Here is a 24,980-nt window from a genome sequence, read left to right on the forward strand (position 1 = left end):
GGTACGTGGCCTCTTGCAGCAGTGCCAGGCTAGGCGCGCGCCGCAAGCTGGGCTCTTTGCCCAGCGAGGACGCGTCACGACGCATGGCGCTGCTGCAAGAGGCCACCCGTAGGGCATGCCGCCCCAGTCTCGCCCCTCGTCGTTGCACCCCTTGGCCATACGGACGTATGGCCTGCGGTCTGCGCCTTGATGGACATGACAGGGACAGCATGCGTACCCTCGAAAAGACATTGAACAGGTTCTTATGAGACTTGCCACACTTCAAGCCCTGGTTGCCTCCGTGGAAGAGGGCAGCCTGCGGGGCGCTTCACGCCGCGTGGGGGCGTCGCAGCCCGCGTTGTCCAAAATGATCCGCGAACTGGAGCTGGAGCTGGCCGTGCCGCTGCTGATGCGCACCTCGCGTGGCGTCATTCCCACGGCGCAGGGCAAGGTGCTGTATGAGCATGCGGTGAAGGTGTCGCGCGAGTTGGTTTCGGCGGTGGACACCATCCAGCAGCTCGGCGGCCAGATGGTGGGCCAACTGCACGTGGGCGCCGTACCGCTGGCTGTGATGCTGCTGATTCCCGAGACGCTGCGCACCTTTGGCCAGGCTTTTCCGAACATTCGGCTGCGTATCAGCGAAGAGCTGTACATCGCCCAACTGCAGCGGCTGCGCGCGGGCGAGGTCGACCTGATGGTCGGCGGTGTGCCAGACGATTTATCGCGTGGCGAATTCACCATCGAACGCCTGACCGAGACCGAAATGGTGCCCACCGCGCGCAAAGGTAGCCCCTGGCTGCAGGCTCGCACCATGGCCGATCTGCAAGACGCCAAATGGGTTTACACCAGCGCGAATGCCGAGTCGGGCTATGCGCGGCAGTGGTATGAGCTGCACGGTTTGCCGTCGCCGCGTGTGGGCGCGGTGGTCAACTCCACACTCGCCTTGTTATCGCTGGTGGCGGCGGGCGACTGTGTGGCGCTGATGCCGCGCCAGATCGCGCAGCAGCCCATCGTGCAGGCGCACTTGTCCATCATCGATGTACACGAACGCGGCTTGCCGCTGGAGGTGGGGGTGATGGTGCGCAGCGATGCGGCGATGTCGCCGGCCATCCGGCACTTCATTGCGCACTTGCACCGGGCAGCGCACCAACTGGATCTGGCGACTGCTTTATTGCCCTCGGGCTAGCCTTAAGGTTTTTATGTCTCCGGCGCCTGCTGCATAAGCGTAAGCAGCTTCTGAATTGATAGCGCTCAAGGGTGCACTAAACGCTGCCGACCAGCACGCGGGGCCCGGCCAAGGCGGTGGTGAGCGGTGAATGCAACGACATGCGTCCACCGGGCAAAGCGGTGGCTTCGCGCCAGGCGATGCCGGTGGCCGCCAGTTTGGCATCGTGTTTGGCCAGCGCGGCAAGGTTGGCCACTTCTTCGGGGCGCTGAATGGCGCCGGGCCCGATGTGCACTACGCCAATCGACAAGGTGGTGCACGCAAAAAAGCGCTGGATGCCGTGCCGATCTTCGGCCCAGATGCCGCCGGCCTGGCGTGCTTCGGTGTCGAACAGCGCTTGCGCCTCAATGCCAAACTCGCGCACCAGGGCTTCGCAGCGGCGCAGCCAGTCGCTGCTTTGGAACAGCAGCATGAAGTCGTCGCCGCCCACGTGGCCCACAAAGTCGCGCTGCGCATCGCATTGCGACACGGCCAGGCGCGCCAGCAGGCGGATCATCTGGTCGCCGCGCCAGTAACCGTAGTAGTCGTTGAAGGGCTTGAAGTGGTTCAGGTCGGCATAACAGGCGACGAACTCGGTGCCGCTGTCGAGCAGGCGCTGCATGTGCAGGCTGATGGGGATGTTGCCGGGCAGGAAGGTCAGCGGGTTGGCGTGGCGTGCGGCTTCAATGCGTGCCTCGGTCACGCTGCGCACCAGTTGGTCGCCGGTGCCCAGGCCGCTGTAGCGGCCGTTGTCGGTCACGATGAAGCCATCGCTCAGGTAGCGCTGGTCTTGCGAGGTGAGGATGCCCACCAGTTGCTCCACATCGCAGTCCAGCTCGACCACACGCGGCGCGCGGTTGGCGATGGTGATGCAGGGTTTACGGCCGTGCACTTCGCGGAAGTACAGCGTGGCGTAGTGGTTCATGAACTGCTGGCGGTTGATCAGCGCCACGGGCCGCGTGCCGTCGACCACGGCCAGCGCGTGCAGGTCGGCATGGGCCTGGAACATCTCGCCCACGTCGTCGTTGCGGGTCTGCGGCGTGACGGTGGGGGCCTGTATCAGCAGCATGTTGCGCAAGATGCCGGGGCGGGCCTGCTGGCCCAGGTGCGGCAACACGGCCACGCGGCGGTCTTGCATCACGGCGCGGGCTTCGCCCCCAATGGCATCGCGCGGCGCGGGCGCGGGGCGGCCCAGCAGGTAGCCCTGGCCGTAGGGAATGTCGAGGTCGCGCAGCGCGCGCAGGTCTTCGGCGGTTTCAATGCCTTCGGCCACCAGGGTGCTGCCAAACATGTCGGCAATGCTTTTGATGGCCTGCAGCATCTGCAGCTTTTCGGGGTGGCCGCTGATGTTTTGGATGAAGTATTTGTCGATCTTCACGAAGTCGGGCTTGGTCTCGGCCCACAGGCGCAGGCTGGAGCGGCCATCGCCAAAGTCGTCCAGCGCCACACGGGCACCGGCGGCGTGCACTTCTTTCAACGCCGCGCGCAGGGCCGGCATGTCGCTCACGCGGTCGTGTTCGGTGATCTCCAGCACCAGCATGCGGGTGGAGACCCCCATGCGCTGCACCAGCCGGTTCATGCGCCCGGCTCCGCACAAGGTGACGGCTCGCACCAGCGCATCGGCGCTGATGTTGACAAACAGCCGCCCGGCGTTGCCGCAGCGGCCCCACTGCAGCAGCGCCTGGGCCACACACAATAGTTCGAAGTCTTGCAGGATGCGCTCGCGCCGGGCCTGCTCGAGCAGGGCGTCGGGCGTGTGCAAAAGCGTGCCCTCGGGCCCGCGAATCAGCGCCTCGTGGGCGTAGACGCTGCCTTCACGCAGGTCGGCCAGGGGCTGGAACACACAGTACAGCCCACCCTCGCGCATCAACTGCGCCAACGGCCCCGTGCCTTGATGGAATGCCGGCGACAACGCAGCCATGGCAGCGTGCAACGGGTTGCGGGTGTCGCGTGAAGGGTCGTCCATGGGCAGGGTCGCGTGGCAATCGCTATTTGTAAGAAACTGTGAGCACGGAAATGTGACAGATGCGTATGACTACTTTGTGACAATCGTGTGGCGAAGGGGTGGGCACTGTCGTCACGAATGAATGTCTGCGGGCCGAAAGCCGACGCCAAAATCCATTACCCTCAAACGTTGAACAAATAACAAGGACGCGCACTGAATGCTTGAGACCGAGGTGACCACTGGCTTGATGGTTGTGCATGGCAACCGGCCCGAATCCCTGCGCGACCTGCTGGTGAGCTGGGTCGCCAGCCATCCGCTGGGCGTGCTGGAAAACGAAGTGGTGCTCGTCCAGGGTAACGGCGTGGCGCAGTGGTTCAAGGTGGCGCTGGCCAGCGATGTGGGCGATGGCGGCTGTGGCATTGCGGCTGCGCTGGAGTTGCGCTTGCCGTCCGAGTTTTTCTGGCGCGCTTACCGCGCCGTGCTGGGTGAAGAGGCAGTGCCCGCGCATTCGCCGTTCGACAAGGATTTGCTGGTGTGGCGCCTCATGCGCCTGTTGCCCAGTCTGCTGCAGGAGCCGGTGTTCGAGCCCCTGGCGCGCTTTCTGGAAGAAGACGCCGAGTTGCGCAAACGCTACCAGCTCGCCCAACGCCTGGCCGACTTGTTCGACCAGTACCAGGTGTACCGCGCCGACTGGCTGGCCGACTGGGCCGCTGGCGACGACGTGCTGGCCACCACGCGCAAGGGCCGCGTGCCGCTGGACGCCACGCAACGCTGGCAAGCCCATTTGTGGCGCGCGTTGCTGAAGGACGTGGGCCCTGGCGAAGTGCAGAGCAGCCGTGCCGCCGTGCACCAGCGTTTCATGGCCGAAGTGCCGAAGATTGCTGCCGATGCACGCCCAGCAGGCCTGCCACGGCGCGTGCTGGTGTTTGGTATTTCTTCTCTGCCGCAGCAGGCGCTGGAAGTCTTGTCGGCCCTGGGCCGCTGGTGCCAGGTGCTGGTGTGTGTGCACAACCCTTGCCAGTATTTTTGGTCAGACATCGTCGCCGACCGCGATTTGCTGCGGTCGTCACGTCACAGGCAGCCTCGTCGATCTGGCGTGCCCGAGTCGCTGGACGACACCCAACTGCACCAACACGCGCACCCGCTGCTGGCGGCGTGGGGCAAACAAGGCCGCGACTACATTGGCCTGCTGGACGCACACGACACCGAGCAAGAGGTCTACGCCCGCCGCCTGCTCGACATTGGCCAGCGCATCAACCTGTTTGAGCCGTTTGGTGAAGACGGCCTGCTGCACCAGATCCAGCAAGACATTCTGGAACTGCGCCCGCTGGCCGAAACACAAAACCATTGGCCCAAGGTCGACCCGGCCACCGACACCAGTCTGCGTTTCCACATCGCCCACAGCCCGCAGCGCGAAGTGGAAGTGGTGCACGACCAAATCCTCGACGCGCTGGCGCAAGACCCCACGCTGCAGCCGCGCGACATCATCGTGATGGTGCCCGACGTGAACCGTTACGCACCGCACATCCAGGCGGTGTTTGGCCTGCTGGGCCCACAAGACCCACGCCATGTGCCGTTCACTGTGGCCGACCAGGGGCAACGCCACCACGACCCGCTGCTGGCCGCGCTGGATCACCTGCTGGCCTTGCCGCAGTCGCGCTTGCCCGTGAGCGCCGTGCTCGACCTGCTGAGCACGGTGGCCGTGCGCGAGCGCTTTGGCATCAGCGAACAAGAGCTGCCGCAATTGCAGAGCTGGATATCGGATGCCAACATCCGCTGGGGCCTGCACGCCGAGCAACGCCAAAGCCTGGTGCTGCCGCCGCATACGTCTGAGCGCAACAGTTGGCTGTTTGGCCTGCAGCGCATGTTGCTAGGCTACATGGTGGGCAGCGGCGAAGCCTGGCAAGAGATTGAACCGCTGGATGAAATTGGCGGCCTAGGCGCCGCCCTGGTGGGCCCGCTCACAGTGTTTTTGGAACACCTGGACGCCGCCTGGCGCGCCCTGAGCCCCGCGCGCACCCCCGACGATTGGGCGGCGCAACTGCGCCAATTGCTTACCGACTTTTTTGCGGCGGACGATGCGGCCGACGGCTACACCTTGCTGCGGCTGGAGCGCGCCCTGCAAACCTGGCAAGACGCCTGCGTGGCCGCACAACTCAACGAGCCACTGCCGCTGTCGCTGGTGCGCGAACAATGGCTGGCCTTGATCGACCAGGCCGACCTGCAGCGGCCCTTCTTTGGCGGCGGTGTGACCTTCGCCACCTTGCTGCCCATGCGCGCCATTCCCTTCCGCATGGTGTGTATGTTGGGCATGAACGACGGCGACTACCCGCGCAGCCGCAACCCCTCCGACTTCGACCTGATGGGCCAGGACTACCGCCCCGGCGACCGCTCGCGCCGCGAAGACGACTGTTATCTTTTTCTGGAAGCCTTGTTGTCGGCACGCGAGCGCCTGCACATCAGTTGGGTGGGCCGCAGCATCCAGGACAACAGCGAACGTCCGCCCTCGGTGCTGGTGGCGCAACTGCGCGACCACGTGGCCGCCGGTTGGCGCATGGAGGGTGAAGACGCGGGCGCACCCGGTGACGGCAAAGCGCTGCTGCACAGCTTGACGGTAGAGCACAAACTCCAACCCTTCGACCGCGCGTACTTCACCGGCGAGTCCACACTCTTCAGCTACGCGCACGAATGGCGCAGCAGCGTATCCGCTGCCCAAACCTCGACTGGTCAGGCGCTGGCCGAACCCCTGCCGCCATTCACGCCCAAGGCTCCGTTGACCATCGCCCAACTGGCGCGTTTCATCAAAAGTCCGGCGCAAGCCTTCTTTGAGCAACGCCTGCAAGTGGTGCTGAAGCTGCAAGAGTCAGTGAGCGAAGACCAGGAGCCATTTGCGGTCGATGCCTTGCTCAACTGGCAGTTGCAAGACGAATTGATTGCCGCCCAACGCGTGGCGGTAGACGCCGGGCAAGGCCGCGAAGAACCGTTGACCGCCGCCCTGGCGCACCAGGCCCGCGCCGGTGAACTGCCCCACGGTGCCTTCGGCGCGCTGACCCAGCAAGACCTGACTGAGCCCATGGACGCCTTGTTCGAGCGCTACACCCAAGCCCAAAGTGATTGGCCTGTTGTGTTGCCGGATGAAGAAATTGTGGTCGACCTGCAGATCGCCGACCTGGCCTTCCTGTTCAACGACTGGCATGGCGGCCTGCGCCGGAACGATGCGGGCGAGCGTGCGCGCCTGGTGCTGGTGAGCACCGGCCTGGTGAAGAACAGCCACTACCGCTACGACAAAATTTTGCCGCACTGGATTGCCCACGTGGCAGGCCACTTGAATGGCAACCCGCTTACCAGCATCGTCGTCAGCAAGGCCGGCACCGTGACGCTGCGCCCGCTGCCGCCAGCACAGGTGCAAAAGCTGTGGAGCGACCTGGTGGCTGCGTGGTGGGCGGGCATGCACCGGCCCTTGCCGCTGGCCGTGGCCACCGGCTTCCGCTGGCTCGCCAAGCCCGAAGAAGCACGCGATGTGTACGAGCGCCACGACCCGAAAAACAACCAGTTTGCCGAAGTGGCCGACGACCCCTATCTGGCTCGCGAGTGGCCCAGCTTCGATGCCTTGCAGGCCGAACCCGATTGGGCGGCGTTGATTGAACGTTTGTTGCGCCCGCTGTATGAACACCTCACCTCGGCCAAGAAAATCAGCGCCAAGAAATCCGCTGCGGCGACCGGCGGCCCTGCAGAAGAAGAGGGCGCAGCATGAGCGTTAACTTTCTAGACCCGTTGAGCTTCCCGCTGCACGGCAGCCGCTTGGTAGAGGCCAGCGCTGGCACCGGCAAGACCTTCACCATTGCCGCGCTCTATGTGCGGCTGGTGCTGGGCCACGGCGGTGTGGCCGCGTTCACGCGCCCCATGGCTCCGCCGGAAATTTTGGTCGTCACCTTCACCGACGCCGCCACCAAAGAGCTGCGCGACCGCATCCGCGACCGGCTGAACCAGGCGACCAAACACTTCCGCGTCGACCCACTGAGTGCAGAGGCCAACACACCGTCAGACGAACTGCTGGACGCGCTGCGCAACGAGGTGCCGCCCGAACAATGGCCCGCCTGCGCGCGCCTGCTGCAACTGGCCACCGAGCGCATGGACGAGGCCGCCGTCTCCACCATCCACGGCTGGTGTTACCGCATGCTGACCGAGCACGCGTTCGACAGCAACAGCCTGTTCACGCAGACGCTGGTGTCCGACCAAAGCCCGCTGCTGGCCGAAGCCGTGCGCGACTACTGGCGCAGCTTCTTTAACGCTTTGGCCCCCAATGATGCGGAGCGGGTGCGCGGCTGGTGGGCCAGCCCCGAGGTGTTGCAAAAGCTGTTGAAACCCTTGCTGCCGCTGGCCGTGGGCTCGGCCACCGCTGTAGAACCCGCGCGGGCATTGGCTGAAAGCCAAGCGGCCTGCGAAAAAGTGCTGGCTGAACTGCAGGCGCCGTGGGCCGTGTGGGTCGAAGAACTGCAAACCTTGCTCGACAAAGCCGTTGAGCAAAAGCTGGTGCACGGCACCAAGCTGCAGCGCCGCCATTTCCAGCCCTGGCTGGACGAGTTGCGCACCTGGGCCGCGCGTCCGGTGGCGGAACTAGCTGCTGGCGAACCGGCACCATGGGCCGTGAAAAGCACCGCCTGGAAGCGGCTCACGCCCGAAGGCTTGTCCGAAGTCTGGAAAGAGGGCGCTCCGCCAGAACATCCCGCGCTGGACGCGATCCGCCAACTGCCCGCGCAACTTGCGGCCTTGCCCGATGGCTTTCAAGCCGTGGTGCAACACGCCGTGGCCTGGGTGCGCCAACGCTTTGCTGACGAGCAAACGCGCTTGGCGCAAATGGGCTTCAACGACGTGTTGACACGCCTGGAAGCGGCGCTTTACGGCCCGAATGGCGCGCAACTGGCCGAGCGCATCCGCACGCAGTTCCCCGTGGCCTTGATCGACGAGTTTCAAGACACCGACCCGGTGCAGTACCGCATCTTCGACGCCATCTACCGTGTGGCCGAGAACCGGCCTGACATGGCGCTGGTACTGATTGGCGACCCGAAGCAGGCCATCTACAAGTTTCGCGGCGCCGACATCTTCACCTACCTGCAAGCGCGCGCCAGCACCGAGGGGCGCCACTACACGCTGGGCAAAAACTTCCGCTCCACGGCGCCCATGGTGCAGGCCGTGAACCACTTGTTCGACCATGCTGAATCGGCGCCACAGGGCGCGGGTGCTTTCTTGTTCCGCGAGCAAGGGGCCGACAACCCCGTGCCTTTTGTGGCGGTGGACGCGCATGGCCGCAAAGACCAATTGGTGGTCGATGGTGAAAACACCGCAGCGCTGAACTGCTGGGTGCTTGCCGCCGAAGAGTCTCTCTCCAAGGGCCCTTACGTCACGCAAATGGCCGCCGTGTGCGCCAGCGAAATCACGCGTTTGCTCACGCTGGGCCAGCAAGGCCGTGCGGGGTTTGACGAGCCCGGCAAGACGCGCCGACCACTGCGCCCCGGCGACATGGCCGTGCTGGTGAACTCTGGCCGCGAGGCGACGGCGCTACGCAAACAACTGGCACGGCGTGGGGTGCGCAGCGTTTATTTGTCCGACCAGGAATCGGTCTACCAAACCGCGCAAGCCGCCGAGCTGCAACACTGGCTGGCCGCGTGTGCCGAGCCCGACAACGGCCGCCTGGTGCGCGCCGCGCTGGGCACCACCGCCATGGGCCTGGCCTGGGCAGAGTTGGACGCGCTGAACCACGACGACCTGGCCTGGGAGCAAGTGGTGCTGCAGTTCCACGGCTACCGCCAGGTGTGGCGCCAGTGGGGCGTGTTGCCCATGCTGCGCCGGCTGATGACCGACTTTGACGTGCCGCAACGCCTGCTGGCCGCGCAGAACGAACGCGCGTTGACCGACTTCTTGCACCTGGCCGAGCTGATGCAGCAAGCCGGTGTGTTGCTCGATGGCGAGCACGCGCTCATCCGCTACCTGGCCGAACAACGCGAAGCCACCGAGGGGGAAGACGAAGCCGGCCGCGTGCGCCTGGAGAGCGACGCCGCACTGCTGAAAGTGGTGACCGTACACAAGTCCAAAGGCTTGGAGTACCCCCTGGTGTTCTTGCCCTTTGTGTGCGCCTTCCGCGCCGTGAAACCCAGCGACAGCCCGCTGTCGTGGCACGACGCGCATGGCCAGCTTCATGTGGCGCTGGAGCCCGATGCAGACGCCGTGCAACTGGCCGACCACGAACGCCTGGGCGAAGATTTGCGCAAGCTGTATGTGGCGACCACGCGTGCGCGTTACGCCACCTGGCTGGGCATGGCGCCGCTGAAAGAGTTAGGCCAAAGCGCCATCGGTTACCTGCTGAGCCCCGGCCAACACCTGGCACCCGAAACCGTGGGCGCCGCACTCGAAGAACTGGCTGCAGATTGCGCGGCCATCCAAGTGCAAACCGCCCCAGCGGTGGAAGAAGTGGCCTACGCAATGGAAGCGGCCTTGACGCCGTTGCTGGCCGAGCGCAGCTTGCACCGCGCGCCACAAGCACCGTGGTGGATTGCCAGCTACTCGTCCTTGCATCTGGGTTCTGCGGCGGTGCAAACCGGCTTGGCAGACGAAGGTGCGACCGTTACCACCTCGCCGCTGTTGGCCATGGCTGGCGACAGCGCCGATTCAGAAGCTTATGCGCAAAGCCAGGAGCCGGCCGCACCACTCACACATTCCACAGCATTGACCGGCGTACCACCGGTGTCCGCAGGGCTGCACGCTTTTCCGCGCGGGGCTGGGCCCGGGACTTTTCTGCACGGCTTGTTGGAATGGGCGGCCGACAAAGGTTTTCAAGCCGCGTTGACCGCGCCAGAAGCCATGACCGAAACCATCGCCAGCCGCAGCCAGTCGCACGGCTGGGGCGATTGGGCGCCGGTATTGGTCGATTGGCTGAGCGCCGCCATACAAACCGATTTGCCGCTGGGCGACGGTCAACACCTCAGCCTGGGGGCACTGAACCCCGGCCAGTTTCAGGTGGAGATGGAGTTCTGGTTTGCGGTGTTCGAGGCCAACACTTGGGAGCTTGACCAGTTGATCACCCAGCACACGCTAGACGGCGTGGGACGGGCAGCGTTGCTGCCTAAGCAGCTCAACGGCATGCTCAAGGGGTATATGGATTTGGTGTTTGCGCACGAGGGGCGCTACTACGTGCTCGACTACAAATCGAATTGGCTGGGCGAGGACGATGCGGCCTACAGCGCTGAGGCGTTGCGTCAGGCTGTGCTCAAGAGTCGCTACGAAGTGCAGTACGTGTTGTATGTGTTTGCGCTGCACCGTCTGCTGAAGTCGCGCTTGCCGCACTACCAATACGAAGAACATGTAGGCGGCGCGGTCACCTGGTTTCTGCGTGGGCATGGTGCCGCCACGCGGGGCGTGCATCTGGAGCGGCCACCGTTGGCATTGATTGAGGCGCTGGAGGTGTTGTTCAGCGCGCCCGTGGCGGAGGGCGCAGCATGAATGTTTTGCCTTTGCCCATAGAAGAAGCATCGCACCGCCTGCTGTCGTCGCCTCACACATCCTCTGAAGTGACGGCGCAACTGGCGCAACTCTCGCGTTGGGTGGCGCGCGGCTGGCTGCGCGAGTTAGACCGCGCGTTGGCGGCCTTTCTGGCACAGCAAGCGCCGGATGCTCACCCGCTGCTGATCTTGGCTGCAGCACTGGCCAGCCACCAACTGGGTCGAGGCCATGTGTGCCTGGACTTGGCCACCGTGCTGGAAAACAGCCGCTTCGCTCTGGCCCTGCCTCCCGACCGCGAAGCCGCCGACGCCTTACCGCAAGCACCGGGCGACAGCCTAGACGCGCGGCTTGCGGGCCTGACCTTGGCCACCTGGCAAGCCGCGTTGGCGCATCCCTTGCTCGTCGGCACGGGCATTGGCAACACGCCGTTGGTGCTGGTGGGCGCTCGTCTCTACACCCGCCGTTATTGGCAATACGAACAGTCGGTGCGCGCGAGCTTGGAGCAGCGTTTGGCGCTGACGCCCGCGCTCCAGGCCACATTGCCCGAGGCGGCGATGCGCGCAGTGTTGGCCCAACTGTTTCCGTCTTCGTCCCAAGCTGCGGTGGACTGGCAAAAGCTGGCGTGTGCCCTGGCCGCGCGTAGCGGCTTTGCGGTGATCACCGGCGGGCCCGGCACCGGCAAAACCACCACGGTGGTGCGGCTGCTGGCACTGCTGCAATCGCTGGCCTTGGCCGAGTCTGGCCGCGCGCTACGCATTCGCCTGGCCGCGCCAACCGGCAAAGCGGCGGCGCGCTTGAATGCGTCGATTGCCGGCGCCGTGCGGCGTTTGCCGTTGCAGGCTTTGGCTGATGTGGTCGGTAGTGGTCTCAGCGCCGAGCGTTTGCAAGCCGCCGTGCCCACCGAAGTCACCACCTTGCACCGCCTGCTGGGCACAAGCCCCGGCTCGCGCAGCTTCCGCCACCACGCGCAAAACCTGCTGCCGGTAGACCTGCTGGTGGTCGACGAAGCCTCGATGGTCGACCTGGAAATGATGGCCGCCGTGTTGGCCGCATTGCCGCCGCACGCGCGTTTGATTTTGCTGGGCGACAAAGACCAACTGGCCTCGGTGGAGGCCGGTGCCGTCTTGGGCGAACTGTGCCGCCACGCGCGCGAAGGCCGCTACACACCGGCCACCTGCGCCTGGCTGGCACACGTCGCCGGTGACAGCGTTCCACCAGACCTGCAATCGGCCGATGGCACCGCGCTCGACCAGGCGGTGGCCATGCTGCGCCACAGCCACCGCTTCAGCGCCAACAGCGGCATTGGCCGCTTGGCCGAAGCCGTGAACACGGGTGACGTTCGCGGCCCTTTGGGTGTGCGCAAGGTGTTGGCGCAGGGCTACCCCGATTTAGCACGCCTGGGTTTGGAGGATGCAATCCTGCCGATTTCGCAGCAGCACACGCTGCGGGCCTTGGTGGTGGACGGCACGATGCAGTCGACGAAATCGACTCAGGGCCGCATCGACTTCGAGGAGGAGGTGGCGCTGCCTGTGGGCTACCGGCACTACCTGCAGGTGATGAAACACGACCAACCGCCGCCGCATGCCAACCGCGAAGCCTTTGATGCTTGGGCGCGCACCGTGCTGGAGGCGCACGCGCAGTTCCAGGTGCTGGCCGCGCTGCGCAACGGCCCCTGGGGGGTGGAGGGCTTGAACCAACGCATCGCCGCCATGCTGCAATCTGCGGGCTTGATATCGCACGCCGATGGCTGGTACTTGGGCCGACCGGTGCTGGTGACCCGCAACGACTACGACCTGGGCCTGATGAATGGCGACGTGGGGGTGACGCTGGCTTTGCCGCAGCACCTGGCGGTGCGCCATACGGCCAGCGCAGACCTTTCTGGAAACGAGCTGCCGGTGCTGCGCGTGGCCTTTGCCGCCAACGATGGCAGCGGCGATATTCAGTGGGTGTTGCCCAGCCGATTGCAGGCGGCCGAAACCGTCTATGCGATGACGGTGCACAAGTCGCAAGGGTCGGAATTCACCCACGCCGCGCTGGTGTTGCCCACCGCCATGAGCCCGGTGTTGACGCGCGAACTGGTCTATACCGGCATCACCCGCGCCAAGCATTGGTTCAGCCTGGCCAATGCAGGGCAAAGCGGGGCGGTGCTGGAGGCGGCGACGCAACGCCGGGTGCTGCGCGCCAGCGGTTTGTTGGATGAAAACGCTAGCGAATGAATAGCTTCTCGCGCTTGCTGCATCAGCGCTAGCAGCACATTTATCTTAATAACTGGATACCAAGTTGAAGTGCGGCGTTAAGGCCGCGCAAGACTCTGGCATCATGGCCATATCGCCCACACGCATGCCCGTTTGATGGCGTGCGCGGGGCCTATTTTTCGAACCGTATAAACGGTCACTTCCTCATGCAACAAGACATTCTCATCAACTGGTCGCCGCAAGAAACCCGCGTGGCCGTGGTGGAACACGGCGCGGTACAAGAGCTGCACATCGAACGCACGCTGGAGCGTGGCCTGGTCGGCAACATCTACTTGGGCAAGGTGTCGCGTGTGCTGCCAGGCATGCAGTCCACCTTCATCGACATTGGTCTGGAGCGCGCAGCGTTTCTGCACGTGGCCGATTTGATGACGCCATTCACCGGGCACGCAGGCCACAAGAGCCAAGATGCCGACGGCAATGGTAGTACACCCCCACCGCCGCAAATCCCCATCGAGAAGCAAGTGTTCGAAGGCCAGGCGCTGATGGTGCAGGTCATCAAAGACCCGATTGGTTCCAAGGGCGCGCGCCTGTCCACGCAAATCAGCATTGCCGGGCGGTTGCTGGTGTTTTTGCCGCAAGACGACCACATTGGGGTGTCGCAAAAAATCCCGTCGCAGCAACGCGACGAGTTGCGCCAGCGCCTGCAAGCCCTGGTGGGCGAACGTGCTACGGGCGGTGGAGGCGGCTTTATTTTGCGCACCAACGGTGAAGACGCCACCGACACTGAACTGGCCGAAGACATTGCCTACCTGCGCAAGACCTGGGCGCTGATCAAGAGTGCCTCGACCCGGTTGCCGCCGAAGTCGCTGTTGCACCAAGACCTGGATTTGCTGCAGCGTGTGCTGCGCGATCTGGTGAGTGAAAACACACAAACCATTCGGCTTGATTCGCGCGAGCAGTTTGAAAAGCTGCACGCCTTTGGCCGCGAGTTCATGCCGGCTTCGGTTGAAAAACTGCAGCACTACAAAGGCGAGCGGCCGATTTTTGACCTGTTCTCCATCGACGAAGAAGTGGCCAAGGCGCTGGGTAAACGCGTTGACTTGAAGTCGGGCGGTTACCTCATCGTCGACCAAACCGAAGCCCTGACCACGGTGGACGTGAACACCGGCGGCTACGTGGGCGCGCGCAATTTTGACGACACCATTTTCAAGACCAACCTGGAAGCCGCGCAGGCGATTGCACGGCAGTTGCGCCTGCGCAACCTGGGCGGCATCATCATCGTCGACTTCATCGACATGGTGCGCGAAGACCACCGCGATGCGGTGCTGGGCGAATTTCGCAAGCAATTGGGGCGCGACCGGGTGAAGACTTCGGCCGGTGGCTTTTCGGCGCTGGGCCTGGTGGAGATGACGCGCAAGCGCACACGGGAGTCGTTGGCGCACATGTTGTGCGAGCCCTGTGAGGTGTGTGCGGGCAAGGGCTCAGTGAAAACCGCGCGCAGCGTGACCTACGATATCCTGCGTGAGATTTTGCGCGAAGCGCGCCAGTTCAGCCCACGCGAGTTCCGCATCGTCGCGTCGCCCAAAGTGGTGGAGTTGTTTCTGGACGAAGAAAGCCAGCACTTGGCCGGTTTGTCGGACTTCATCGGCAAGCCGATCTCGCTGCAGGCTGAGACGTCGATGGCGCAAGAGCAGTACGACATCGTGCTGCTCTGACGTTCAATTAGGGTTGGGCACCCGTTGGCCGGTGCTGGAGCTGGCCAGCCAGAAGGCCGCCTGCGACACGGCCATGGCGCCCACCAGCACCAAGGCTGCGGCCAAAGCTGGGTCATTGCCAAACGACACCAGCGATGTGCAAATGGCGCCGATGATCATCTGCGTGAAGCCATACAAGCCGGCCGCAGACCCCGTCAATTGCGGGTTGACGCTGACCGCGCGGGTGAGCGCGTTCGGGCTGGTCAGTCCAGCCCCGCAGGTGAAGACGAACATCACGGCCAGAATCCAGAAGATGCTTTGGTTGCCGGCCAGTACCAGGGCCAAAAACGCGAGGGCGCTGACCGAACTCATCCAATTGCCGGTGCGCATGAGGTGGTTGGCCTTGATGCGGCCGACCAAACGGCCGGTGGCAATGCTGCCCAGCGACATGCCCAGCACCATGATGCCCAGGTAGGCACCAACCTCTTCCAACGGGCGGTGCATGACCGTGTGGAAGATGAACGGTGCCGTCGCGATGAAGGCATACATCGACGTGGTGGCGCAACCGCCGCCGACCGCAAAGCCGATGAATTGCCGCGAGCGCAGCAAGGTGCGGTAGTCGCGCACCAACACCTTGCCGGTGAACTTGCCGCTGGGGCGGCCGGTCTCTGGCAACAGCTTCCAGGTGAGCACCAGTGTCAGCAGCCCCACGCTGGCGAGCAGCAAGAACACCGCACGCCAACCGAAGGTAGTCGACACCACGCTCCCGACCATGGGCGACAAGCCGGGGCCGACCATCATCATGAAGTTCAGCAAGGCGAGCTTTTTGACGGTTTCGTCAGACTGCGATGAATCGCGCACGATGGCTCTGCCCAGCGCCAACCCGGCGCAGCCACCCAATGCCGTCCCCAAGCGGGCCGCAACCAGCACGTTGATGTTGGGCGCAAATGCGGCCACCAGGCCAAACACGGCGTAGAGGGCCAGGCCGATCATCAACAGCGGGCGGCGCCCAAAGCTGTCGGACAACGGGCCGTAGAACAGTTGGCCCACCGCCAGGCCGATCACATAGAAGCTGATCGTCATCTGCATCTGGCCCGCCGTGGCGCCAAGCTCCTGGCCGGCGATTGGCAGTGCTGGCACAAACATGTGCATGGCCATGGTGCCGCTGATGGTGATCAGGGTGAGCAGCCAGAGCGGGAGCGGCAGGCTGGAAGGCATCGAGGGTGCCGTATGAGAGGGTGTGCTCATGATTTGTACTCCACAGCGCTGGAGACCACGTCTGTCAGGCGGGAGATGACTTTGAATGCTGCGGTCAGTTCTGCGTCGCTGATGTCTGCGAGCCACTGACGCCGGGCTTCACGGATCACCAGTTCAACTTGGGCAACGATAGTTTCGCCAGTGGCTGTGAGTGTGAGTGTTTTGGCTCGGCGGTCGGCGCCAGCTTCCTGGCGCGCGACGTAATCTGCGGCTTCGAGGCTGCGCAGGATGCGCACCACCGATGAGTTGTCCAAGCCCAGCGTTTGGGCCAGGTCTTTTTGGCGCATCGTCGCCTTGGCGCGGGAGATGTGCAGTAGCGGCAGCCAAGTGGCTTCGGTCAAGCCCGTGGGCTGCAGTTTGGCGTCAATGGCGCGGCGCCAGAGACGCGACAGTTTGGCCATCGCGCCGGGAAAGTGGTCCCGCACAAACTCTGGGGCGGGATCGGCGTCTTTCAACATGACAGAATTTTATGCCATTAGTTGGCTAATCATCTATTTGTGTAAAAGCCGCCAAAAGGCTGACCTGTCGTTCGGCCTAGGCTGAAGCCGGACCGAGGATCTGTTCCACCTGTGCCAGTACCCGTTCGGGTGTGATGCTGATCAGGCAGTCGCTGCGGCTGTTGACGTGGTCTTCGCAGCCTGCACGCGAGCAGGGCACGCAGCTTTGCGCACCTTGGATCATTCGCACATTGCCGGCCTGCTGCTGCAGGGCTGAAGGCACAAAAAACGTGAGTTCATCGGCGCCCGCAGGCCACGGTGCCCAGCGTTGCGGATTGGTCGGCCCGAAGATGGCGATCATCGGAATGCCCGTGGCGGCCGCCAGGTGCGAGATGGAGGTGTCTGGCCCGATGTAGAGCGCCGACTGCTGAAACAGCGTGGTCAGCTGCGCGAAGTCGAGTTGCCCGGTAGCGTCGATCAATTGTGGGGCTGTGCCGAGTGCACGCAACGGGGCCACACACTCCTGGTCGCGCGCGCCTTTGGTGCCGGTCAGCACGACTTGGCGGCCTTGCTGCAGCAGGCGTTCCACCAGCACGGCGTAGTGCGCCACTGGCCATTGTTTGTAGGCCCACATCGAGGGGGCGTGCACCACCACTGGGCCTGGGCGCAACATTTCTGCCAGATGCTTTGGCAATGCGGTAGGGTTGGGCGCGATCACTGCCGGAACCGCCGGAATGTTTTTACTCCACGGCGACAGCAGTTGGAGTTTTTCCTGCGTGACGTGTTGATCACTGGTGTCGCCCTCGCTGACCACCACATGGTCCAGCAGGGCATTTTTGAGCCAACTGCTGCTGGTGGCGGCGGGCACAATGCCGCTGCGCTTGCGGGCCAGCACCCAACCGATGAGGTGGGCGCGGTCGCTGGCCTGGGCAATCAAGGCCAGGTCGTAGCGGTTCCACTGGCGCAGCAACTTCAGCACGCCGCGCCAACCCAGGCGTGGCGGGGTTTCAATCAGCTCATTCACGTCGGGGTTGACGCGCAGCATGCCGAGCGTGCCCTTGAACCCCAACACGTCGATCTTCGCGTGCGGCCAACGCTGTCGCGCAGCGTGGATGAGGGGTGTGGTCAGCAGCACATCGCCGATCTGGCGGGTGGTGACGACGAGAATGGATTTCATGTGCCTTGAGGACTTGCTTCGGCTTTTGGCGCGAAAGTCGCCAGAAGCCAAGCCATGAGGGCCATGTACAAATGGCCTTCGACAAAGTCCAGCAATAAGGAGTTGAACAGGCAGCCTAGGGCAAACGCCATGCAGACCCCAATCAGCCATGGCCGATAGGGCGCGGGAAAGGTGAGCGCTTGCCGAATGGTGACTCCCAGCCACGCGAGGAACAATGCCAAGGCAATGATGCCGCCGCCGATGAGTTGCATGAAGTACTCGTTGTGCGGGTTGTCAGTGAAGGTCCACGTGTGGGGGAGTTTGGCGTACGCGTCAGGACTCTTGGCGTATAGCTGCTTCACTGCTTGGTAGTGCAATTCGCCGTAGTTGCCGAATCCTGCTCCGACCAGGTAATGCTCTTTGGCCAGCCCGGCGGTGATGCGCAGCATGTGCATGCGGATGCCGGTGGAGGTTTCAGTGACCTTGTCGACCTGTTGCGTGTCAGCCATGGTTTCATGCAAGCGTTTTTGCACCGCATTTGACGACCACGCCAAGCTGAGAATCACCACCGGGATCGCCAAACATGCAATCCAGCGCCAACGGGGTGGGCTGTGCAGCCACCCTGCGATGGCACTCAACAGCAGCAGAGTGAGATAGCCCGTCCGGCTGTCGGCAGAAAACAGCACGGTGGCCGCAAAAAACACTGCTAGTCCTCTTAGCAACCATGGATGTTGGTGTGCACGGGCTTGAAACAGCAGCAAGAATGCACAGATGGCAAACGCGAAGCTTGCAGAAATGCGCCGACCCTCCAGAAAGGGGTCGAACTGCGTCGACCAGAAACTGGCCCAATGGATCAGCGCTAACAATGCCGTGCCGCAGATCAGTGCACGGAAGAACACACGTCGGTCTGGCGCTAACTGCATCAATGCCAAAAACAGCGGCGCCAGCAGCAACTCCTGATAATGGTTGATGGCGTGCAAGGTGGTCTCGGTCCAGCCTGTCATCCACAACGAATGGGCTCCAATGTAGGCCCACAAAATCAAGCCGACGCGCATGGGAGGGCTGCGCCAGGGCGCCAAGCGCAGAATGCGCGGTAGCAGCGGCACAGAGACCAGCAGCAGTAGCGCTTGAGCGATGTTCATGCCCGCTACCGAGGAACTGGCAAAGAAGCCGTAGAGGCCTAGTCCGACCGTCAGTGCCCAGTCGGTGATGGACCAACTGGGGCGTGGATCCATTGGTTTTGAATAAATAACCGCCATCAAATTCTTATTTTTTTGGAGCTTCTGGGAAGCCGCCACTTGATTTTTTATGCACCACCAAACTGCAGCGCGTGCAGCTTGGCGTAAAGCCCGCCTTGGTCCAGTAGCTCGCGGTGTCCACCGCTTTCAGCAATGCGGCCGTGGTCGAGTACCACCACACGGTCTGCGTGTTCAATGGTGGACAGACGGTGCGCGATGATCAAGGTGGTACGGCCAGCCATCAGCGTCTGCAGAGCTTGCTGCACCAGGCGCTCAGAAACGGTGTCGAGGGCCGATGTGGCTTCGTCGAGGATCAGCACCGGCGCGTCTTTGTATAGCGCACGGGCGATTGCGAGGCGTTGGCGCTGGCCGCCCGAGAGTGTGGTGGCGTTGTGTCCGGTGACGGTTTGGAGGCCTTGCGGCAAGCTGTCCACCAAGTCTTGCAAATTCGCCCCTGCAATGCATTCTTCCAGGCGCTTTTGGTCGAAGGCGCTGCCCATGGTGATGTTGCGGGCGAGGGTGTCGTTGAACATCACCACGTCCTGGCTCACCAATGCGAATTGGCGGCGCAAAGCGTCGAGGCGCCAACTGCTGACTTCGTGGCCGTCCAGACTGACGGTGCCCGAGGTGGGCGCGACAAAGCGCGGCAACAAGTTGGCCAGGGTGGTTTTACCCGAGCCTGAAGGGCCGACGAGCGCCACGATTTGGCCGGGTGCGATGTCCAGATCCACGTGGTTGAGTGCCGGGGCGCCGTCTGCCTCATACACCACACTCACGTCGCGTAGCGAGATTTCGCCACGTGCACGACCGGGGTTGTGTGTGCCCTGGGTTTCGGCGGGCGTGCCCTCGATCAGGTCGATTCCGCGCTGCACGGCGGCCAGTCCACGTGCAATCGGGCTGGCCGCTTCAGAGAGCTTCTTGATCGGCGAGATCATCATCAATAACGCTGAAATAAAGGCCGCAAAGCCGCCCACCGTGAGTGCGCCGCTGCTGCGGTTTTGCCATAAGGCGATGCAGATTACGGCGGAGAGCGCCGCAGCCGCGAGCATGTGGGTCAAGGGTGTGATGGCTGCCGATGCTGCGGCTGACTTCAAGGACAGGCGCCGCAACAGGCTGCTCAAGCCGCTAAAACGTTCCATTTGCTCAGACTCGGCGCCATGCAGGCGTACCACGCGCACGGCCAGCACGTTTTCTTCGACCACGTAGGCCAAGTCGTTGACGGAAGTCTGGGTACTGCGCGCCAGCCGGTAAAGCCGCTTGGAGAGGGTGCGCATGATCACGGCCACGCCGGGGACGATCACAAACACAATCAACGTGAGCTTCCAGTTGAGATAGATCAGATAGCCCAGCAACGCGACGGCTGTCAGTGCGTCTTTCAATAGCGCGATCAATGCGTTGGTCAGCATGGTGGCGCCGTTTTGCACCTCGTAGACCACGGTGTTCGACAGCGTGGTGGCGTTTTGCTCCTTGAACAGGCCAAAGCGCGCATCCAGCAAACGCGCGAACATATCGCGGCGCATCGCCAGCAAGCCATCCTGGGTGATGCGGGCCAGGGCCAAGTCAGCCAGGAAACCGGCGGTGCCGCGCACGGCGAACAAAACCAGCACCGCCAACGGCACAGACCAAAGCGGGAAGCCTTCGGTGTCGAAGCCGCGGTCGAGAAGTTGCTTCATCAGCGCTGGCAGCATGGGGTCCGTCATAGACGAAACCACTGTCGCCAAGGCGGCAGCGATCCACAGCTTCTTGGAAGCAGCGAAGTAGGGCAGGAGCCAACGGAGTGTTTTGGTGTCGATGCCGGTCATACGACAACCTGACGCTGAACCGCTCGTTTGGATTTAGAGCGCTTGAGCGAGGCGCAGGCGGTGGGGCCGCGCTGCACAAGGAGAAAATGCATGTGAAGAGACTTCATAATCTAACGTTACGCGAAATTATCCTCGATTGAGCCCACGGCCCGAATGAACCTGTCAATTGTTCTAATTACATACAACGAGGCCGAACGTTTAGCCGCTTGCTTGGCATCGGTTGCATTTGCCGACGAGGTTGTGGTGGTCGACAACGGCAGCACCGATGGCACGGTGGAGTTGGCACGTTCGTTGGGCGCGCGGGTCTTGCAGACCCCTGATTGGCCCGGTTTTGGCCCACAAAAAAACCGCGCTGTGGATTTGGCGCAGGGGCTTTGGGTGTTTTCTATTGATGCGGACGAGCAGGTGACGCCTCAATTGCGTGAGTCGATCTTGGCGGTAGTGCAGTCTTCGGATGAGAGTGGCGTTGTGGCTTACAACGTAAACCGGTCGTCCAGTTATTGCGGTCAGTACATGCTCCATTCGGGTTGGTACCCAGACCGCATCCTGCGGCTTTTTCGCCGGGGTACCGCGCGTTTTTCCGACGACGCGGTGCATGAGTCGCTGCAGACGAAGGGGCCGACGGGCGTGTTGCGGGGCGACCTGCTGCACCAGAGCTTTACCGACTTTGACGTGGTGCTTGACAAGGTGAATCGCTACTCCAGTGCCAGCGCTAAAGCTTTGGCGGCCCGTGGCAAACGTGGATCGGTAGTCAAAGCCGTACTGCATGGCTTCTGGGCGTTTGTGCGAACCTACGTTTTCAGGCGCGGGTTTCTGGACGGGCAACTGGGCTTGGCGTTGGCCATCTCCAACGCCGAAGGCACTTACTACCGCTACATGAAGCTCTGGCTGGCACAACGTTCTCACCGTTCCACATGACTGACGTGACGACTGCCAAGCGAGCGAAGCTCGCATTTGTGGTGTTGACCTACAACAGCGCCGAAATCTTGCTGACCGTATTGCGCGCCCTGGCGCCGCAATGCCCGGCTGATGCGGTAGTGGTGATCGCCGATGACGGCTCGCGCCCTGATCAGATCGAGGCGGTGCGCCAGGGCTTGCCAAAGTTCGCCTGCCCAGTGCGCCACGTGTGGCACCCCGACGTCGGCTTCACAGCCAGCCGTGCCCGAAACCTTGGTGTCTGGCACGCGCAAGCCGATTACGTGGTGTTCATGGACGGAGACTGCGTTCCGACCGCGCACTTTGTGCAAGCGCACCTTGCGCTGGCTGAGCTAGGCCACTTTGTCAATGGCAGCCGCATTTTGTTGGGCCCTGCATTTACGGCGCGGGTGTTGAAAGAAAAGCTCGATCTGTTGACGCTGCCCTTGGGCGCGTGGCTGGGGCTACGCGCGCGCGGCGAGGTTAACAAACTGTCGCACTATTTAAATTTGCCCGGTCTACCGCGACGGGTGGAGCGCCGTTTCCGCTGGAAGGGCATCCGGTCTTGCAACTTTGCCGTCTGGTATGGTGACCTTGAGGCGGTAAATGGCTTCGACGAAACCTTTCAAGGCTGGGGCCATGAAGACGCAGATCTGGTCTTGCGCCTTCATCAAAATGGTGTGGCGCGCAAAAATGGATTTTGGACTACAGAGGTTTTCCACCTTTGGCACCGCGAAAATAGCCGAGATCAAAGCGAAAATAATAGGCAACGGGTTTTGCAGCGCATGCGGCACCCCTTGATACGTGCTGTCATTGGTTTGGCCGAAGCGGCCCAAGCCAAAGATGTGACGGTAAGTGAACTAAATGGATAAAGGTTGTACAAAAGCAGAATGAGTGAATTTTTCCATTTGCAACGACGCCAGCTGGTCAGTCTGCTGGGCCTGGGCGCACTTTCCGCGGCGCCCGCTATGGCGCAATTCCGAGTCGAGGTGAAAGGCGTTGGCCTCACCCAACTCCCCATCGCCATTGCCGCCTTCAAGGGTGAAGACCAATCTCCACAAAAAATTGCCTCTATCGTGCAGGCCGATTTGGAGCGCAGTGGTTTGTTCCGCGCGGTCGATGCTGCAGGTGTCGCGTTGGATGAAGCTTCGCGTCCTGACGTCGCTTTGTGGCGCCAACGTGGTGCCGATTCACTGGCGGTCGGCAGTGTCATCCGTTTGGCCGATGGGCGCTACGACGTGCGTTTCCGGTTGTGGAATGTAGTGGGCGGGCAAGACTTGGGTGGTCAAAGCTACACCGTTACCACGGGCGATTTGCGCCTTGCTGCCCACCGTATTGCCGACTTTATTTATGAAAAACTGACAGGTGAACGTGGCGTCTTCTCCACCCGCATCACCTACGTCACCAAGGCTGGCTCACGCTTCACCTTGTGGGTGGCCGATGCCGATGGCGAAAACAGTCAAACCGCGTTGGCCAGTCCAGAACCCATCATCTCGCCAGCTTGGTCGCCAGATGGCTTGCGTATTGCCTACGTGTCGTTTGAGTCGCGCAAGCCTGTGATTTATGTGCACGAGGTCGCCACGGGGCGTCGCCGTCTGATCGCTAACTTCCGCGGCTCCAACAGCGCGCCGGCTTGGTCGCCCGATGGCCGTTCCCTGGCCGTAACCTTGAGCCGCGATGGCGGCTCTCAGCTCTACACGATTGATGCCAACGGCGGCGAACCCCGTCGCCTGATGCAGTCTTCGGGCATTGACACCGAGCCCGCTTACTCACCCGATGGCAGCTCCATCTACTTTGTGAGCGACCGCGGCGGTGCACCACAAATCTACAAAGTGGCCAGCAGCGGCGGCAGCCCTGAACGCGTCACTTTCAGCGGTGCGTACAATATTTCCCCTACGGTAAGTCCCGATGGCCGTTGGCTGGCGTATGTTTCGCGTGTGAATGGTGGCTCTTTCAAGCTCCAATTGATGGAGCTCGGGACCGGCAATGTCACCGCGCTGACCGACACTTCTGCCGACGAAAGCCCCAGTTTTGCGCCGAACAGCCGCCTGCTGATGTATTCGACCCAGCAGCAAGGCCGCGAGGCGCTCATGACCACAACGTTGGACGGAAAGATCAAGGCCCGCTTGGGTGGCCGCTCAGGCGATATCCGTGAACCCGATTGGGGGCCGTTTCTCAAGCCTTGATTCAAATCGTTTTCTTTAACAGATAGCCCGCCAGATTTGGCTAGCGACTTATTAGTGTTGATCTCAGGAGGTTTTAAATGAAAAAAATTGTATTGGCTCTCTCTATCGCGGCCGCATTGGCCGGTTGCGCGTCTGACGTCAAGTTGGACGACGCCCCTGTCGTCGACAAGAGCACGTCGTCTGCCACCCAAGGTGCAGGCAGTGCTGGTTCCACGCAAAGCGCGGTGACCTCGGTCGACCTGAACGCGCAAAACCAAGGCACGATGGGCCCGCCAGCCGGCACGCCGCGCATTGTGTATTTCGACTTCGACAGCTACAGCGTGCGTGGTCAAGACCAGGCTACCGTTGAAGCCAACGCCCGTTACCTGAAGGGCAACAGTGCCCGCAAGGCCGTGGTCGAAGGCCACACCGACGAACGCGGCGGTCGCGAGTACAACCTGGCTCTGGGCCAAAAACGTGCCGAAGCCGTGCGCCGTTCGCTGACCTTGCTGGGCGTGGCTGACAGCCAGCTCGAAGCCGTGAGCTTCGGCAAGGAAAAGCCTGCTGCTGTTGGCTCGGATGAAGAGTCCATGGCGAAGAACCGCCGCGCTGAGATCAGCTACCGATGAAACCGGCGACCAGAACATTGGCTGCGTTCCCGGGCCGTCTGTCAGCCCTGGTGCTGGCTGGTTTCTGGTTGGTGGGCGCGCCCAGCGCCCACGCTGGCCTGTTTGACGACGACGAAGCCCGCCGCGCCATTCTTGACATTCGCCAGCGCATTGACGCTGGCCGTGTGGCAACCGAAACGCTGCAGGCCGAAACCCGTCGTCTGGCGGACGACAACGCCCAGTTGCGCCGCAGCATGCTCGACCTGCAAAGCCAGATCGACGTGATGCGCGCAGATCTGGCGAAGGCACGTGGTCAGGACGAGCAGCTTGCACGTGATCTGGCGCAGGTTCAGCAGCGCCAAAAAGACATGGCCCAGGGCGTGGACGACCGGTTGCGTAAATTTGAGCCATCGCCTGTGAAGGTGGATGGACAAGAGTTCACCGCCGATCCGGCCGAAACCCGCGACTATGAAGCTTCGCTGGCCCTGTTCCGCAAAGGCGATTTCCCTGGTGCGCAGAACGGGTTCACCACGTTTGTGAAGAACTACCCCAAGAGTGGCTACGGCCCCTCGGCCTTGTTCTGGCTGGGTAATGCGCAATACGCTACGCGTGCGTACAAGGAAGCGATCGCGAATTTCCGCTCGTTGCTGGCGGCAGCGCCCACGCATCCGCGTGCCCCTGAGGCAGCGCTGTCCATCGCCAATTGCCAAGTGGAGTTGAAAGACACACGGGCAGCGACCAAGACGCTGGAAGACCTGATCAAGGTTTACCCCGAATCAGAAGCCGCTGCAGCCGCTAAAGGCCGTTTGAGCAAGCTGAAGTAAGCAGCCCTAAAATCAGCACCCCGCAGATGCCCCCGCACAGGTTCAACTGTGTATGGGCTTTGCG

At 62.7% G+C, this 24,980-nt stretch carries 16 protein-coding genes; 10 read left to right on the forward strand and 6 right to left on the reverse strand.

Annotation, left to right across the window (positions count from 1 at the left end; all coding sequences use genetic code 11):
- Positions 1-244: 244 nt before the first annotated feature.
- Complete coding sequence (locus ACPWMG_RS12425; protein WP_483304946.1) at positions 245-1,165, forward strand: LysR family transcriptional regulator; 921 nt, start codon at positions 245-247, stop codon at positions 1,163-1,165.
- Positions 1,166-1,241: 76 nt separating this feature from the next.
- Here ACPWMG_RS12425 and ACPWMG_RS12430 read toward each other — a convergent pair whose 3' ends face one another.
- Positions 1,242-3,149, reverse strand: coding sequence for an EAL domain-containing protein (locus ACPWMG_RS12430; protein WP_483304947.1), 1,908 nt, complete (start codon positions 3,147-3,149; stop codon positions 1,242-1,244).
- A gap of 196 nt (positions 3,150-3,345) precedes the next feature.
- Here ACPWMG_RS12430 and recC point away from each other — a divergent pair, with 196 nt between their 5' ends.
- From recC to rng, 4 genes are all read left to right on the forward strand, one after another.
- Positions 3,346-6,882, forward strand: coding sequence for an exodeoxyribonuclease V subunit gamma (recC, locus tag ACPWMG_RS12435; protein ID WP_483304948.1), 3,537 nt, complete (start codon positions 3,346-3,348; stop codon positions 6,880-6,882).
- Positions 6,879-10,625: an exodeoxyribonuclease V subunit beta gene (gene recB, locus ACPWMG_RS12440; RefSeq protein ID WP_483304949.1), complete on the forward strand. Its 3,747-nt coding sequence runs from the start codon at positions 6,879-6,881 to the stop codon at positions 10,623-10,625. Before recC ends, recB begins: the two co-directional genes overlap by 4 nt.
- Complete coding sequence (gene recD, locus ACPWMG_RS12445) at positions 10,622-12,841, forward strand: exodeoxyribonuclease V subunit alpha (RefSeq protein ID WP_483304950.1); 2,220 nt, start codon at positions 10,622-10,624, stop codon at positions 12,839-12,841. Before recB ends, recD begins: the two co-directional genes overlap by 4 nt.
- Positions 12,842-13,026: 185 nt before the next feature.
- A complete protein-coding gene (gene rng / locus ACPWMG_RS12450; protein ID WP_483304951.1) occupies positions 13,027-14,535 on the forward strand; it encodes a ribonuclease G in 1,509 nt (502 codons plus the stop codon).
- A 3-nt stretch (positions 14,536-14,538) separates the two neighbouring features.
- On the opposite strand, the gene ACPWMG_RS12455 is transcribed toward rng, so the two are convergent.
- The 5 genes from ACPWMG_RS12455 to msbA all read right to left on the reverse strand — a co-directional run bounded on the left by ACPWMG_RS12455 (position 14,539) and on the right by msbA (position 20,404).
- The gene (locus tag ACPWMG_RS12455; protein ID WP_483304952.1) at positions 14,539-15,762 is read right to left on the reverse strand and encodes a multidrug effflux MFS transporter; all 1,224 of its coding nucleotides are present in this window, start codon (positions 15,760-15,762) and stop codon (positions 14,539-14,541) included.
- On the reverse strand, positions 15,759-16,229 hold the full coding sequence (locus ACPWMG_RS12460) for a MarR family winged helix-turn-helix transcriptional regulator (protein ID WP_483304953.1): 471 nt from the start codon (positions 16,227-16,229) through the stop codon (positions 15,759-15,761). Before ACPWMG_RS12460 ends, ACPWMG_RS12455 begins: the two co-directional genes overlap by 4 nt.
- Positions 16,230-16,305: 76 nt before the next feature.
- Positions 16,306-17,385 carry a glycosyltransferase family 9 protein gene (locus ACPWMG_RS12465; RefSeq protein ID WP_483304954.1) on the reverse strand — a complete coding sequence of 360 codons (1,080 nt, stop codon included), beginning with the start codon at positions 17,383-17,385 and terminating at the stop codon, positions 16,306-16,308.
- Positions 17,382-18,599 carry an O-antigen ligase family protein gene (locus ACPWMG_RS12470; RefSeq protein ID WP_483304955.1) on the reverse strand — a complete coding sequence of 406 codons (1,218 nt, stop codon included), beginning with the start codon at positions 18,597-18,599 and terminating at the stop codon, positions 17,382-17,384. The genes ACPWMG_RS12465 and ACPWMG_RS12470 overlap by 4 nt, the downstream gene beginning before the upstream one ends.
- A gap of 71 nt (positions 18,600-18,670) precedes the next feature.
- Positions 18,671-20,404 (reverse strand): lipid A export permease/ATP-binding protein MsbA, encoded by a 1,734-nt coding sequence (msbA, locus tag ACPWMG_RS12475; protein WP_483304956.1) that lies wholly within the window; start codon positions 20,402-20,404, stop codon positions 18,671-18,673.
- Positions 20,405-20,557: 153 nt separating this feature from the next.
- Between msbA and ACPWMG_RS12480 the strand changes: the two genes are divergently transcribed.
- The 5 genes from ACPWMG_RS12480 (at position 20,558) to ybgF (ending at position 24,916) form a co-directional block, all read left to right on the forward strand.
- Positions 20,558-21,322, forward strand: a complete 765-nt coding sequence (locus tag ACPWMG_RS12480) for a glycosyltransferase family 2 protein (RefSeq protein ID WP_483304957.1) — start codon at positions 20,558-20,560, stop codon at positions 21,320-21,322.
- On the forward strand, positions 21,319-22,191 hold the full coding sequence (locus tag ACPWMG_RS12485; protein WP_483304958.1) for a glycosyltransferase family 2 protein: 873 nt from the start codon (positions 21,319-21,321) through the stop codon (positions 22,189-22,191). Before ACPWMG_RS12480 ends, ACPWMG_RS12485 begins: the two co-directional genes overlap by 4 nt.
- A gap of 96 nt (positions 22,192-22,287) precedes the next feature.
- Positions 22,288-23,505 carry a Tol-Pal system beta propeller repeat protein TolB gene (gene tolB, locus ACPWMG_RS12490; RefSeq protein WP_483304959.1) on the forward strand — a complete coding sequence of 406 codons (1,218 nt, stop codon included), beginning with the start codon at positions 22,288-22,290 and terminating at the stop codon, positions 23,503-23,505.
- Between the two features lie 77 nt (positions 23,506-23,582).
- The gene (gene pal / locus ACPWMG_RS12495; protein WP_483304960.1) at positions 23,583-24,113 is read left to right on the forward strand and encodes a peptidoglycan-associated lipoprotein Pal; all 531 of its coding nucleotides are present in this window, start codon (positions 23,583-23,585) and stop codon (positions 24,111-24,113) included.
- Positions 24,110-24,916: a tol-pal system protein YbgF gene (gene ybgF, locus ACPWMG_RS12500; RefSeq protein WP_483304961.1), complete on the forward strand. Its 807-nt coding sequence runs from the start codon at positions 24,110-24,112 to the stop codon at positions 24,914-24,916. Before pal ends, ybgF begins: the two co-directional genes overlap by 4 nt.
- The last annotated feature ends 64 nt before the right edge of the window (positions 24,917-24,980 follow it).

This window comes from Hydrophilobacter chitinilyticus (assembly GCF_049860745.1).
Taxonomy (GTDB): domain Bacteria; phylum Pseudomonadota; class Gammaproteobacteria; order Burkholderiales; family Burkholderiaceae_C; genus Rhodoferax_B.

Coding starts and splice junctions, on each gene's coding strand:
- ACPWMG_RS12460 (WP_483304953.1), bottom strand. CDS start 16,229: ATGTTGAAAGACGCCGATCCCGCCCCAGAGTTTGTGCGGGACCACTTT.
- recB (WP_483304949.1), top strand. CDS start 6,879: ATGAGCGTTAACTTTCTAGACCCGTTGAGCTTCCCGCTGCACGGCAGC.
- pal (WP_483304960.1), top strand. CDS start 23,583: ATGAAAAAAATTGTATTGGCTCTCTCTATCGCGGCCGCATTGGCCGGT.
- ACPWMG_RS12425 (WP_483304946.1), top strand. CDS start 245: ATGAGACTTGCCACACTTCAAGCCCTGGTTGCCTCCGTGGAAGAGGGC.
- recD (WP_483304950.1), top strand. CDS start 10,622: ATGAATGTTTTGCCTTTGCCCATAGAAGAAGCATCGCACCGCCTGCTG.
- tolB (WP_483304959.1), top strand. CDS start 22,288: ATGGCGCAATTCCGAGTCGAGGTGAAAGGCGTTGGCCTCACCCAACTC.
- ACPWMG_RS12485 (WP_483304958.1), top strand. CDS start 21,319: ATGACTGACGTGACGACTGCCAAGCGAGCGAAGCTCGCATTTGTGGTG.
- ybgF (WP_483304961.1), top strand. CDS start 24,110: ATGAAACCGGCGACCAGAACATTGGCTGCGTTCCCGGGCCGTCTGTCA.
- ACPWMG_RS12480 (WP_483304957.1), top strand. CDS start 20,558: ATGAACCTGTCAATTGTTCTAATTACATACAACGAGGCCGAACGTTTA.
- rng (WP_483304951.1), top strand. CDS start 13,027: ATGCAACAAGACATTCTCATCAACTGGTCGCCGCAAGAAACCCGCGTG.
- recC (WP_483304948.1), top strand. CDS start 3,346: ATGCTTGAGACCGAGGTGACCACTGGCTTGATGGTTGTGCATGGCAAC.
- msbA (WP_483304956.1), bottom strand. CDS start 20,404: ATGACCGGCATCGACACCAAAACACTCCGTTGGCTCCTGCCCTACTTC.
- ACPWMG_RS12470 (WP_483304955.1), bottom strand. CDS start 18,599: ATGGATCCACGCCCCAGTTGGTCCATCACCGACTGGGCACTGACGGTC.
- ACPWMG_RS12465 (WP_483304954.1), bottom strand. CDS start 17,385: ATGAAATCCATTCTCGTCGTCACCACCCGCCAGATCGGCGATGTGCTG.
- ACPWMG_RS12430 (WP_483304947.1), bottom strand. CDS start 3,149: ATGGACGACCCTTCACGCGACACCCGCAACCCGTTGCACGCTGCCATG.
- ACPWMG_RS12455 (WP_483304952.1), bottom strand. CDS start 15,762: ATGAGCACACCCTCTCATACGGCACCCTCGATGCCTTCCAGCCTGCCG.